Origin of the sequence: Streptomyces caniscabiei, from assembly GCF_014930365.1 — a bacterium.
Lineage (GTDB): Bacteria > Actinomycetota > Actinomycetes > Streptomycetales > Streptomycetaceae > Streptomyces > Streptomyces caniscabiei.
The window spans coordinates 102,489-115,750 of the sequence record NZ_JABXWI010000006.1 but is presented as its reverse complement, the minus strand read 5'-3'; the positions used below and the strand labels follow the sequence as shown (position 1 = coordinate 115,750).

Below are 13,262 nucleotides of genomic sequence, written 5' to 3'. Positions count from 1 at the left end.
ACGGACGTGCCAGCGGGGGCGATGGTTGCCCCACCCGACCCATGAGTTTCCGACGGCGTCGGTGACAGAACCGTGACAATCGGCTCTGACCAGGGCCCCCTTCACCCCCGGAGGGCACCTATACACGGTATGTATACGTGCGGTGTATACCCCGTGTGTACAGTCGTGCTCATGTCCATCGGTCACACCCTCCTGGGACTCCTGGAGTCCGGGCCCCGACACGGTTACGACCTGAAGCGGGCCTTCGACGAGAAGTTCGGTCACGACCGGCCACTGCACTACGGCCAGGTCTACTCGACGATGTCGCGGCTGCTGAAGAACGGCCTCGTCGAGGTCGACGGCATCGAGCCCGGCGGCGGACCCGAGCGCAAGCGGTACGCGATCACCGAGGCCGGCATCACCGATGTCCAGCGGTGGCTCGCGACGCCCGAGAAGCCCGAGCCGTATCTGCAGTCGACCCTCTACACCAAGGTCGTCCTCGCCCTGCTCACCGACCGGGACGCGGCCGACATCCTCGACACCCAGCGTTCCGAGCACCTGCGCATGATGCGCATCCTCACCGACCGCAAGCGCAAGGGCGACCTGGCCGACCAGCTGATCTGCGACCACGCCCTGTTCCACCTGGAGGCCGATCTGCGATGGCTGGAGCTGACCGCCGCCCGACTGGGCAAGCTGGCCGAGGCGGTGACCCGGTGAACCCGGCCTTCTCGCCGGCCCCCGCCGGTTCCCTCCTCGTCGCGACCGACCTGCGCAAGGCCTACGGCCCGACCACCGCGCTGGACGGCGCCGGGTTCTCCATCCACCCCGGCGAGGTCGTCGCGGTGATGGGCCCCTCCGGCTCCGGCAAGTCGACGCTGCTGCACTGTCTCGCCGGGATCGTGCCGCCCGACTCGGGCTCGATCACCTACAACGGCCGCGAGATGGCCTCCATGAACGACGCCCAGCGCAGCGCGCTCCGGCGCAGCGAGTTCGGGTTCGTCTTCCAGTTCGGCCAGCTCGTGCCGGAACTGACGTGTGTGGAGAACGTGGCCCTGCCGCTGCGGCTGAACGGCGCCTCCCGCAAGGAGTCCGAGCGGACCGCCCTCGGCTGGATGGAGCGCCTGGAGGTCGACGACCTCGCCCGCAAACGTCCCGGTGAGGTCTCCGGCGGCCAGGGCCAACGGGTCGCCGTCTCGCGGGCCCTGGTCACCGGCCCCCGGGTGCTCTTCGCGGACGAGCCCACCGGCGCGCTCGACTCCCTCAACGGCGAGCGGGTGATGGAGCTGCTCACCGAGGCCGCCCGGTCCACCAACGCCGCCGTCGTCCTGGTCACGCACGAGGCACGGGTGGCCGCGTACTCCGACCGCGAGATCGTCGTACGCGACGGGAAGTCCCGGGACATGGAGCGCGTCGTATGAGCACCGCCGTGTTCCGCCAGTGGTACCGGGACCTGGCTATGGGGGTGCGGTTCACCTTCACCGGGGGCCGTGAGGGGTGGGTGCGGGCCCTGCTCACCGCCGTCGGGGTGGGCCTCGGGGTGGCACTGCTGCTGCTCACCGCGGCGGTGCCGAACGTGCTGTCGGCGCGGGAGATCCGCGAGGAGGCCCGGCAGGACCGGGGGATCGGCTACCTCCAGCCCCAGTCGAAGCCGACCGGCAAGAGTCTGGTCATCGCCGACACCGACACCGAGTACCGGCAGCAGGAGATCCGGGGACGGCTTCTCGAACCCGAGGGCGCGGGCGCCCCGCTGCCGCCCGGGGTCGCCGAGTTCCCCGCGCCGGGCGAGATGGTCGTCTCCCCCGCCCTGTCCGACCTGCTGAAGTCCGACGCCGGGAAGCTCCTGCGCGAGCGGCTGCCGTACGAGACGGTGGGCACCATCGGCCAGGCCGGGCTCATCGGCTCGACCGACCTCGCCTACTACGCGGGGGCCGAGGGGATCGCCGACCGCGTCGACGGCTCGGTGGTGGCCCGGATCGACGCGTTCGGGACGGACACCACCGGCGCGCCCGACGAGGACGAGGTCGACCCGATCCTCGTGCTGCTCACCCTGGTCGTCTTCGTGGTGCTGCTGATGCCGGTCGCGGTCTTCATCGCCACGGCCGTACGGTTCGGCGGCGAGCGGCGCGACCGCAGGCTGGCGGCGCTCCGGCTGGTCGGCTCCGACGGGCGGATGACTCGTCGGATCGCGGCGGGCGAGGCGCTCGCGGGCTCCCTGCTGGGGCTGGTCTTCGGCGCCGGCTTCTTCATGCTCGGCAGGGAGGTCGCCGGCTCCGTCGAGGTCTTCGACATCAGCGTGTTCCCGAGCGACCTCAACCCCTCCCCCGGTCTGGCCCTGCTGGTCGCGCTCGCTGTGCCGGCCGCCGCCGTCCTCGTCACGCTGTTCGCGCTGCGCGGTGTCGTCATCGAGCCGCTCGGCGTGGTGCGCACGGCCCGGCCGCCGCGCCGCAGGCTCTGGTGGCGGCTGCTGCCGCCGCTCGGCGGTCTCGCCCTGCTCTACCCGATGATCGGCCAGGGCGCGGAGAACGGGGACTTCAACGAGTACATGGTGATCGGCGGTGTCGTGCTGCTGCTGTTCGGCATCACCGCGCTGCTGCCATGGGTCGTCGAAGCATTCGTCGCCCGGCTGGGCTCCGGCGCCGTCTCCTGGCAACTGGCCGTCCGCAGGCTCCAGTTGAGCAGCGGTACGGCGGCCCGCATGGTCAACGGCATCGCGGTGGCGGTGGCCGGCGCGATCGCCCTGCAGATGCTGTTCTCCGGCATCGAGGGCCGGTACGAGGTGCCGACCGGGCAGGACACCGCGCGGGCGCAGCTGGAGCTCGCCCTGCCCGACGACGCCCGGGTGGACGTCGTCAGCGAGAAGCTGAAGCGGGCCAGGGGAGCGCAGACCACCGCGACGCTCTCCAGCGCGACCGTCGCCGCCACGGCCAAGGACCCCGAGGCGGCGACGGAGATCACCCTCGGCGACTGCGCCACGCTGCGCGAACTGGCGAAGATCTCCTCCTGCCGCGACGGCGACGTCTTCCGGATGGAGTCCCTGGAGAACCTGGAGGACCCGGCCGCGGCGGAGCTGGCCGAGCCCGGGAACACGGTCTACTTCGACCCGACCTACACCGGCGACGAACAGGGCGCCGAGATCGCCTGGAAGCTGCCGACCGAGATACGCGGGGTGCCGGAGCGCGCCGACCCCCTGCGGAGCGGGACGTACGGGCTGCTGGTCACCCCGGGCGCCCTGCCGGCGAACACCGAGAAGGAGTTCTACGGCACGGTCTACGTGCGGACCGACCCCCGGGTGCCGGACGCGCTCGACGAGGTGCGCAACGCGGCCGTGGCGGTCGATCCGCTGATCCGGACCTGGGAGTGGGAGCTGACGAGGCGGGTGGACCAGTTCGCGGACATCCGCACCGGACTGCTGGTCGGTGCCGCCGCCGTGCTCACCCTGATCGGCGCGAGCCTGCTGGTCTCCCAGCTGGAGCAGTTGCGCGAACGCAGGAAGCTGCTGTCGGCGCTGGTCGCCTTCGGCACCCGGCGTCGCACCCTGGGCCTGTCCGTGCTGTGGCAGACGACGATCCCCATCGCCCTCGGCCTCGTCCTCGCCTCGACGGTCGGGGTGACCCTGGGCGCGGTCCTGCTGCGGATGACGAACGTCGGGGTGTCCGTCGACTGGTCGGGAGTGCTGTCCATGGCCGGCATCGGCGCGGGCGTCGTCGTCCTCGTCACGGCGCTGAGCATGCCGCCGCTGCTGAGGATGATGCGGCCGGAGGGGCTGCGTACGGAGTAGGCCGGTGCCGCGGGGACCCCGCGGCACCGCCACACTGGACCCCGTCGGCCGCCCACCGGGAGTGAGGACGCCATGTCGCTCGACACCTTGAGGTCCCTGATTCCGGAGTACGCGGGGGACCTCCGCCGGAACCTCGACGCCGTCCTCGGCGACTCGCGGCTGTCGGCGCAGCGGTTGTGGGGCACGGTGCTGGCCACGGCGATCGCCTCGCGTTCGGCGATCGTGCTGCGCGAGCTGGCACCGGAGGCGCGGGCGCGGCTGTCGTCGGAGGCGTACACCGCGGCGAAGTCCGCGGCCGCGGCGATGGCGTTGAGCAACGTCTTCTTCCGGACCCGGCATCTGCTGTCCGACCACGAGTACGGCGCGCTGCGGACGGGGCTGCGGACGAAGGCCGTCGGTGGTCCCGGGGTGGAACGGGTCGACTACGAGCTCTGGGCGCTGGCCGTGTCCGCGATCAACGCGTGCGGGGCGTGTCTGGACTCGCACGAGCGGGTGCTGCGCGAGGCCGGGGTGAGCCGGGAGACCGTGCAGGAGGCGTTCCGGGTCGCTTCGGTGGTGCAGGCGGTGGGGGTCACGGTGGAGGCGGAGGCGGTTCTCTCCGAGTAGGGGCGGTTCTCTCCGAGTAGGGCGCGTGTGCCTCACGGCGGGTGGCCGGAATCGCCTGAGAGCTCGGAGGGTGTAGTTGTGGGGCGACCGCGGGTCGGAGGGGGCTGGTCGCGCAGTTCCCCGCGCCCCTGAAGGGACAGGGGCTTCGCCCACTGCCCTTCAGGCCCCGGAAAACCGGTCGCCGATCGCTTCGTCGCTGGGGAAAATCAGGCCCCATGACCTCCCCCTCCTCCCCCACCTTCGAAGAGCTCGTCGCCGAGGGCGATGCCGTGCCCACCGAGGGGTGGGACTTCTCGTGGTTCCAGGGGCGGGCCACGGAGGCGCGGCCGTCGTGGGGGTACGCGCGGGGGATGGCCGAGCGGCTCGGGCGGGCCTCGGCGGCGCTGGACATCCAGACCGGGGGCGGTGAGGTGCTCGCCTCCGCCGCCCGGTTTCCGGCGGTGACCGTGGCCACGGAGGGGTGGCCGCCGAACGTCGCGAAGGCGACGGCGCTGCTGCACCCCCGGGGTGCGGTGGTGGTGGCCAGTGACCAGGACGCGCCGCTGCCGTTCGCCGACGGGGCGTTCGACCTGGTCACCAGCAGGCACCCGGTGCGTGCGCGCTGGGCGGAGATCGCCCGGGTGCTGCGGCCCGGCGGCACGTACTTCGCGCAGCACGTGGGGCCGAGCAGCGTCTACGAGCTGGTCGAGCACTTCACCGGCCCGCTGCCGGAGGAGAACCGGAACGCCCGCCACCCGGACCGGGAACGCGCCGACGCCGAGGCGGCCGGCCTGGAGATCGTGGATCTGCGGGCCGAGCGGCTGCGGATGGAGTTCCACGACATCGGCGCGGTCGTGCACTTCCTGAAGAAGGTCGTCTGGATGGTGCCCGGCTTCACCGTCGAGGCGTATCTCCCCCGGCTCCGCTCCCTGCACGAGCGGATCGAGGCCGAGGGCCCCTTCGTCGCGCACAGCGCCCGCCAGCTGTTCGAGGCCCGGAGGCCGTCGGCCGGCTGAGCCGGTGTCCACATCGTTATCGCCCGCGGCTTGGCTTACCCGGGTCTACTCGCGTAGGTTCAGACCAAGGTAATTCGCGTGAGCAAAGCTGCGCGGCACGGCCTCGCGCAGTGGAGGGGGCTGCGCGAAGCCGGGTACCCACTTCTCGACGTCAAGCGCGCGTTCCGCCCGCGCTTCACCCGTACGGGGGCGTCGAGGCGCTTCTCCCCGGAAGTCGCACAACGATACGCAAACCCCACATTCCCGCCGGGATTCCTCCATTCTCCCTTGGAATCCACCGGGATTCGGCCATGATCACCCCTCGATCACACCCTGAATGAACGCTTCCGCACTCACCGCCGCGCGGTCGTCCGGCTGCGGAGAGTAGTTGTGGCACGCCGATGCACGCAGCATCACTCACAAAGGGTTATGGTGGAAACCCCCCCTCGGGCCGGTCCGTCTCCCCCCCACGGACCGGCCCGTTTTTTCTGCCCGGAAGACGGCCCTCCGAAGAGGCCGCACCAAGGGCCCCGGGCGCGGCCCGACCCCGCACACCCCTTGGCGCAGTTGGCCTCCAGCCCCGGTAGGCTCTGCCAACCTAGGGGACTGCCACCGCATCGGAGGGGCTGGAAGACGTGAACCTGCGCGACACACTGCGGGGCCTGCTGGTCAAGGTCTACGCACGCAGGGTCGAGGGCCACCTCGACCACGCCCAGGTGCCCGAGCACATCGGCGTGATCGTGGACGGCAGCCGCCGCTGGGCGAAGGCCGCGGGCTCCACCACGGTGCAGGGCCACCAGGCGGGGGCGAACAAGATCGAGGAGTTCCTCGGCTGGTGCACCGAGACGGACGTGAAGGTCGTCACGCTCTGGCTGCTCTCCACCGACAACTTCAACCGCCCGAAGGAAGAGCTCGTCCCGCTGCTCGGGATCATCGAGGACACCGTCCGCTCCCTCGCCGCCGACGGCCGCTGGCGCGTGCACCACGTGGGGGCGCTGGACCTGCTCTCCCCCGGGATGCAGCGCGCGCTCAAGGAGGCCGAGGAGGCCACCGCGGACGTCGACGGGATACTGGTCAACGTGGCCATCGGGTACGGCGGGCGCCAGGAGATCGCCGACGCCGTCCGCTCGATGATCCAGGACGCGCACGACCGGGGCGCCTCGATGGAGGAACTCGCCGAGAAGGTCTCCGTGGACCTGATCGGCAGCCACCTCTACACCGTCGACCAGCCCGACCCGGATCTGGTGATCCGCACCAGCGGCGAGCAGCGGCTGTCCGGATTCATGCTCTGGCAGACCGCCCATTCCGAGTACTACTTCTGTGACGTCTTCTGGCCGGCCTTCCGGAAGGTGGACTTCCTGCGCGCCCTGCGGGACTACGCGGCGCGACACCGGCGCTACGGAGGCTGAGCTTCCGCACCCCACGCGAGGTGTGCACCACGCTCACCGGGACAGAAGTAACGAGGAGTTCACCGGGACGCCGTCGTACCGCTTGGCATGGCGGCGCGTGTTCGAGGGCATAAGCCAGTCAGGTCGACGCCCGAACCACGGGTGTCGGATCTCAGCGGGCGGCTCGGGGCCGTCCGCCCGGGAGGCCCTTTGCACCAGCCCGATCGTGCGGTCACAGCACGGACGAAGCAGCGGAGGGCCGGTCACCGGCCCGTGCAACGGGGCCAACGACCGGCCCAGTTCGTTCTCGTCGCTCCCCGACCTCATCCGAGGGGGTACGTCCTTCCGTGGTGACCAGCACAAAGCGCCGCATGCCAGACCGGCGCACCTACGTTCTCGACACCAGCGTCCTGCTGGCCGACCCGAATGCTTTGAGCCGCTTCGACGAGCACGAAGTCGTGCTGCCGATCGTGGTGGTCACGGAGCTGGAGGCGAAAAGGCACCATCCCGAACTCGGCTACTTCGCCCGGCAGGCCCTGCGCCTGCTCGACGAGTTCCGGGTCCGGCACGGCCGCCTCGACGCCCCCATCCCGATCGGGGACCTCGGCGGCACCGTGCGGGTCGAGCTCAACCACTCGGATCCCAGCGTGCTGCCGAGCGGCTACCGCCTGGGGGACAACGACTCCCGGATCCTCGCGGTCGCCCGCAATCTGCAGGCCGAGGGCTTCGACGTCACGGTGGTGTCGAAGGACCTCCCCCTCCGGATCAAGGCGTCCTCCGTGGGCCTCCTCGCCGAGGAGTACCGCGCGGAGCTGGCCATCACGGACGCCTCCGGGTGGACCGGGATGTCCGAGCTGACCCTGCCGGGCGAACAGGTCGACATCCTCTTCGAGGAAGGGTCGATCTACGTCCCCGAGGCGAGCACGCTCCCCGTCCACACCGGCCTGACCATCCAGTCGGAGCGCGGCAAGGCGCTCGGCCGGGTGACGCCCGACGGCAACATCCGTCTGGTGCGCGGCGACCGGGAGGCGTTCGGCATCAAGGGGCGCAGCGCCGAGCAGCGCATCGCGCTGGATCTGCTGCTCGACCCGGACGTGGGCATCCTGTCCATGGGAGGCCGGGCCGGCACCGGCAAGTCGGCGCTCGCGCTGTGCGCGGGTCTGGAGGCCGTGCTCGAACGGCGCCAGCACCAGAAGGTGATGGTCTTCCGGCCGCTGTACGCGGTGGGCGGGCAGGAGCTCGGCTATCTGCCCGGTTCCGAGTCCGAGAAGATGAGCCCCTGGGCGCAGGCGGTCTTCGACACGCTGTCCGCGGTCACCAGCCGCGAGGTCATCGAGGAGGTCACCGCCCGCGGCATGCTGGAGGTGCTGCCGCTCACCCACATCCGCGGCCGTTCCCTGCACGACGCGTTCGTGATCGTGGACGAGGCGCAGTCCCTGGAGCGGAACGTCCTGTTGACCGTTCTGTCCCGGATCGGGGCGAATTCACGGGTCGTTCTGACCCATGACGTCGCCCAGCGCGACAACCTGCGCGTCGGTCGCTACGACGGTGTCGTCGCCGTGGTGGAGAAGCTGAAGGGCCACCCGCTCTTCGCCCACGTCACCTTGACGAGGTCCGAACGGTCCCAGATCGCGGCCCTTGTGACCGAAATGCTGGAGGACGGGCAGATTTAACCCCGACACCACGGGTTCGGCCCCAATTCCCGGGCGCCGTCCGGCAAAAGGCTCAGCAGCCTAGCCGGGCGGCGCCTCGGCGTGTGGGGGTTTCCTGGAATCTCCGGCGTCAAACGAGGTGTGAGCTTTCACACTCACCACTGAATTGCCTCCCGGTGTCGGGTTACGGCAGAGTCTCATTTCTGTCAGGCCCCGCATACGACACACCTGTACCCCCAGCGGTACGGAACCACAGCAGCATCAGGTCAACTCCACAGCGTCGTCGTATGCCGCCCGAGCACCACACGGCGCTTCCGCAAGGGAGTTGCCCGTCGGGCCCGCGCCTCCGTGACCCCGCAGTTGGGAGGCCAGCGTCAGGGGCACGATTGCGTCCGCCAGGGTCACCGAGGCGGGCGATGCTGGAAGGAAACCGTGTGAGCCGGATTTCGGTCCGGGGATTCGCAGTGGCCTCGGCCACCGCGGTCACCGCAGTCGGCAGTGTCGTCGGAGTTGCCTCGGGCAGCACCGCCCAGACCACTGACGACGCCGAGGCGGTCGCGAACGACACCACGTTGCTCGCCGACATACCCGTGGGCCAGCAGGCCCAGGTGCAGACCGCGTCCCTGACTGCTCAGGCCGACGCCCAGGCCGTCGCCGCCGACGCGAGCGCCCGCAAGGACGCCGAGGAGACCGCCCGTAAGAAGGCGGCCCAGGACGCGATCGACAAGCAGAAGGCGGCGGAGAAGGCCGAGCAGGAGCGCAAGGCGAAGGAAGCGGCAGCGGCCGAGGCCGAGTCGAAGTCCGCTGCCGCCGGCTCGCTCGGTGACATCCCCACGCAGAGCTCGTACACCATCGCCGAGATCCAGGCGATGGCGAAGGCGGTCGTGGCCAGCGACCAGTGGACGTGCTTCAGCAACATCGTGAACCACGAGTCCACCTGGAACTACAAGGCCGTCAACCCCTCCTCGGGTGCCTACGGTCTCTTCCAGGCGCTGCCCGGCTCCAAGATGTCGTCCGCCGGTTCCGACTGGCAGACCAACCCGGCCACGCAGATCAAGTGGGGCCTGAACTACATGGAATCGCGCTACGGTAGCCCGTGCGAGGCCTGGTCGTTCTGGCAGGCCAACCACTGGTACTAGGCCGGTCGGCGACGCGGTGACACCCGCCCGCCGCTCAACCCCGTAAAGCCCTCCACCGTCCTTTGGTGGGGGGCTTCGGGCATGTACGGTCGAAAGCCCCGGGTGGTGACGCGGCCTCCGGGAGGAGTGGTGACCCACAGGAGCGACGGGGGAAGAGGACGGATGATGTCGCGAGTTCCAGGATGGCTCGGCCGGCTCGGCGCCGGACTGAGCGGATGGGGCGAGCGGTTGGAGCGACGCCGGGCGGAGATGGAGGCGGAGGCCGAGGACTCCGAGGTGGGCTCGGGCGGCCGGACCGTCTCCGGCGAGAGCGAGAGCGGGAGCGGGAGCGGGAGCGGGAGCAGGGCCGAGTCCGGGGCCGGCGGCACCGACGCGACCGCTGGGGCCCGCGGCGCCGATTCACCGGCCGAGGCGGGCGGCTCCACCGGCCCTACGGATGACGCGGGTTCCCCCGGAACCACGGGTTCGACGAGCCGGGCGACGACCACCCCCCTCCTCTACTCCCGTCCGGATCCCGCGTCGGCCGTGCCGTGGGGGATGCGGGTGGCGGCCGAGGCCGGATGGCGGCTGCTCGTGCTCGCGGGCACCGTCTGGGTGTTGATGCGGGTCATCAGCTCGGTACGGCTGCTGGTGCTGTCGTTCACCGCCGCGCTGCTCGTCACCGCCGTGCTCCAGCCGACCGTGGCACGGCTGTCCCGGCTCGGCGTACCGCGCGGCCTCGCCACGGCGCTGACCGCCGCCCTCGGCTTCATCGTCATGGGACTGATCGGCTGGTTCGTCACGTGGCAGGTCATGGAGAACATCGACGATCTCTCCGACCAGATCCAGGACGGCATCGACGAGTTGCAGCGCTGGCTGCTCGACAGCCCGTTCCACGTCACCGAGAACCAGATCAACGACATCGCCAAGAACCTCCGCGAGGCGGTCAGCGACAACACGGACACGATCACCTCGGCGGGACTGGAGGGCGTGACCGTCATCGTCGAGGCGCTCACCGGCATCCTCCTGACGATGTTCTCCACACTGTTCCTCCTGTACGACGGCAAGAGGATCTGGCAGTGGGCCCTGAAACTGGTGCCCACGGCGGCCCGGCCGGGTGTCGCCGACGCGGGGCCGCGTGCCTGGCGGACGTTGACCGCGTACGTGCGCGGCACGGTGGTCGTGGCGCTGATCGACGCGATCTTCATCGGCCTGGGGATCTACTTCCTGAACGTGCCGATGGCGGTCCCGCTGGCCGTGTTCATCTTCCTGTTCTCCTTCATCCCGCTGGTGGGTGCGGTCGTCTCGGGCGCGCTGGCAGTCGTGGTGGCGTTGGTGACCCAGGGCGTGTTCACGGCCGTCATGACGCTGGTCGTGGTGCTCGCCGTGCAGCAGATCGAGGGGCACATCCTCCAGCCGTTCATCCTCGGCCGGGCCGTCCGGGTGCATCCCCTGGCCGTCGTCCTCGCGGTCGCCGCCGGTGGCATGGTCGCGGGCATCGGCGGCGCGGTGGTGGCCGTACCGCTGGTCGCGGTCACCAACACGGTGGTGGGGTCGCTACGGGCGTACGCGGACGAGCACGGGCGGGACCTGTACGACAGCAACTCTTAGCGTTGGTGGCGCAGGAGGACCACTCCGTTGCCGAAGGTGCGGGTCTCTACCAGGCGCAGGCCGGTCGGGGTCGCGGCGTCGGCTGCCGGGAAGAGCCGTTTGCCGGCGCCCAGGAGCACGGGGTGGACGTAGACGCGGTACTCGTCGACCAGGTCGTGCCGCATGAACTGGGCCGCCAGTTCGGCGCCGCCCACGACCAGGTCACCGCCGTCCTGTGCCTTGAGCGCCTCGATGTCCTCCACGACGATGTCCCGGACGATCGTCGTGTGCCGGTCCCCGTGCCGCAGGGTGCGGGAGTAGACCAGCTTCGGCTTGTTCCGCCAGATCTCGGCGAAGTCGGCGACGGCACGCGGGGTGTCGGGGTCCCGGTCGGCCGTGGGCCAGTAGGCGTCCATCAGCTCGTAGGTGACACGGCCTTCGAGGAAGACGCCCATCTCCCGGAGGACGTCGTTGAAGTGCGTGTGCAGTTCGTCGTCGACCAGGTGCCAGTCGATCTCGCGGTCGGGGCCCTCCATGTAGCCGTCGAGGGACACGGACATCATCAGGACGAGCTTGCGCATGGGGCCTCTCAGTGGCACAGGGTGTACGGGCTTGTGAGGGAGAGGATCGCTCGTGTGGGGGGCGGGCGCACGGACGTGGGTCGCGGTGGGGAAGCCGGTCGCCCGTGTCGGCGTATCGACCCAGGGCGCTTCGGATGGGCGTTCGAGGCAGGCCCTTGTCGACGGCGGTGCCGACGTCGACGGGCGCGCCGGTCGCCCGACGGGCTGACCGCGCTGAGCCCGGTACCACGCGCGTACGTTCCCGGGTCATCGAGCGGCGGCCCCGGGAACGGCTCTGGGGCGTACGGGATTCGCTGCCGGAGCGAGGGCGGCGACGGTCGCGTGGGATCAGCTCTCGTCGCCGCCGGTGTCTGAGGCTGTGTCTGAGGTGCTCTCGGGGTCGGCTGTGGTGCGGGGGAAGGAGACCTCGACGCGGCGGTTCTTCTTGCGACCCTCCTCCGAGGAGTTGTCGGCGATCGGGTAGTCCTCGCTGTAGCCGCGCACCTCGAAGGTGATGTTGCCGCCCAGGTCGGCGGCGAGGAGGTCGTGGACGGCCTCGGCGCGTTTCTTGGAGAGGGTCAGGCCGTGGGCGTAGGAACCGAGGTTGTCGGTGAAGCCGAAGACGCGGACCGTGCCCGCGCTCTGCTTCTTGATCTCCTCCGCGATGGCCTGGATCCGGGAGCGGGCCTGGGGGTTGAGTTTCGCGCTGTCCCTGGGGAAGAGGACCTCGGCCTGGAGGGCGAACGTCACGTTCTCGTTCGTGTCCTCGCGGCGCTCCTCGCCGCCGAGGTCCTCCACGACGGACTTGATGTCCAGGACCTTGGCGGGGGCGAGGGTGGCCCCCTGGGCGAGCTTCAGGCCCGGGCTGTTCGCGTCGACCTCCGGGGGCGGGGACGTGGTGACGGTGCCCGGGGGTTCGCTCGGGTCGTCGGCGGCGGCGGTCTGGGAGGGCACGCCGAGGGTGAGGGCGGCGAGCACGACGAGGGCCGCGGTGGCCCGTGGGGTGAGGACGGCCATGGTCACTCGTCCTCGGAGAGCTCGATGGTGGCGGGGGGCATGGAGCCGACCTGGAAGTCTACGGAGGTGGTGTCTTCGGGGGGTGCGGGGAATTGGGCGTACCAGTGGGCGCTTTCACCGTCCCGCACTCCGCCCGAGAACTGGGTGCACAGGCACCGGCCCGATGTGTCGCGCAGTACGAGGTACTTCTTCTTCCCTGCCTGGTCGACGAGGTTGGCGCCGGCAAGGGAACCGCCGTTCTTCGCCAGTTCCCTTTCGTCGCCGCGCCACTCCACCGCCATCCAGCGACCGCCCGTGTTGTTCGTGACCGTGCCTTCCACAGTCACGAACCCCCCGGCGTCCCGACCGGCGGCCGAGACCACCAGGGTCAGGCCGTTTTCGCCCTTGACCTCGGCCAGCACCGAGTCCGCGACCTCCGTCTCGGTCTCCTGCTTGTCGTCGCCCCCATCAGACTTTTCGGAGGATGAGGAGGGCGACTTGGCGTCCGACGAGGTGCCGCCCTCTCCTCCACTGCAACCGGCCACCGTGAGGACCAGCCCGGTGGCGATCGTCACCGTGGTCAGAGCCATCCGGCTCTTCATGGTGTACCGGAACTTCATG

The 13,262-nt window shown here is 70.4% G+C and carries 12 protein-coding genes; 9 read left to right on the top strand and 3 right to left on the bottom strand.

Going from position 1 to position 13,262, the window contains the following annotated elements; genetic code table 11:
• The first annotated feature begins 171 nt into the window (after positions 1-171).
• From HW837_RS18010 to HW837_RS17970, 9 genes are all read left to right on the top strand, one after another.
• Complete coding sequence (locus tag HW837_RS18010) at positions 172-696, top strand: PadR family transcriptional regulator (RefSeq protein ID WP_045559260.1); 525 nt, start codon at positions 172-174, stop codon at positions 694-696.
• Positions 693-1,397, top strand: coding sequence for an ABC transporter ATP-binding protein (locus HW837_RS18005; protein WP_045559163.1), 705 nt, complete (start codon positions 693-695; stop codon positions 1,395-1,397). The genes HW837_RS18010 and HW837_RS18005 overlap by 4 nt, the downstream gene beginning before the upstream one ends.
• Positions 1,394-3,757, top strand: a complete 2,364-nt coding sequence (locus tag HW837_RS18000; RefSeq protein ID WP_193380943.1) for an ABC transporter permease — start codon at positions 1,394-1,396, stop codon at positions 3,755-3,757. Before HW837_RS18005 ends, HW837_RS18000 begins: the two co-directional genes overlap by 4 nt.
• 72 nt (positions 3,758-3,829) lie before the next feature.
• A complete protein-coding gene (gene ahpD, locus HW837_RS17995; protein WP_045559165.1) occupies positions 3,830-4,363 on the top strand; it encodes an alkylhydroperoxidase, AhpD family in 534 nt (177 codons plus the stop codon).
• 215 nt (positions 4,364-4,578) lie between these two features.
• Positions 4,579-5,358 (top strand): class I SAM-dependent methyltransferase, encoded by a 780-nt coding sequence (locus HW837_RS17990; protein WP_093791663.1) that lies wholly within the window; start codon positions 4,579-4,581, stop codon positions 5,356-5,358.
• A 614-nt stretch (positions 5,359-5,972) separates the two neighbouring features.
• Entirely contained in the window at positions 5,973-6,746 is a 774-nt protein-coding gene (locus tag HW837_RS17985; protein ID WP_045559167.1) for an isoprenyl transferase, read from the top strand.
• 326 nt (positions 6,747-7,072) lie between these two features.
• Positions 7,073-8,398, top strand: coding sequence for a PhoH family protein (locus HW837_RS17980; protein WP_045559168.1), 1,326 nt, complete (start codon positions 7,073-7,075; stop codon positions 8,396-8,398).
• 395 nt (positions 8,399-8,793) lie between these two features.
• Positions 8,794-9,516, top strand: coding sequence for an aggregation-promoting factor C-terminal-like domain-containing protein (locus tag HW837_RS17975; protein ID WP_177262074.1), 723 nt, complete (start codon positions 8,794-8,796; stop codon positions 9,514-9,516).
• A gap of 165 nt (positions 9,517-9,681) precedes the next feature.
• Positions 9,682-11,106, top strand: coding sequence for an AI-2E family transporter (locus HW837_RS17970; protein ID WP_237270248.1), 1,425 nt, complete (start codon positions 9,682-9,684; stop codon positions 11,104-11,106).
• Here the strand turns inward: HW837_RS17970 and HW837_RS17965 are convergent.
• The 3 genes from HW837_RS17965 to HW837_RS17955 form a co-directional block, all read right to left on the bottom strand.
• Positions 11,103-11,666, bottom strand: a complete 564-nt coding sequence (locus HW837_RS17965) for a dihydrofolate reductase family protein (protein WP_193380945.1) — start codon at positions 11,664-11,666, stop codon at positions 11,103-11,105. The genes HW837_RS17970 and HW837_RS17965 overlap by 4 nt on opposite strands.
• Positions 11,667-11,993: 327 nt before the next feature.
• On the bottom strand, positions 11,994-12,662 hold the full coding sequence (locus tag HW837_RS17960) for an OmpA family protein (RefSeq protein WP_193380946.1): 669 nt from the start codon (positions 12,660-12,662) through the stop codon (positions 11,994-11,996).
• Positions 12,663-12,664: 2 nt separating this feature from the next.
• A complete protein-coding gene (locus HW837_RS17955) occupies positions 12,665-13,261 on the bottom strand; it encodes a hypothetical protein (RefSeq protein ID WP_193380947.1) in 597 nt (198 codons plus the stop codon).
• Position 13,262 lies beyond the last annotated feature (1 nt).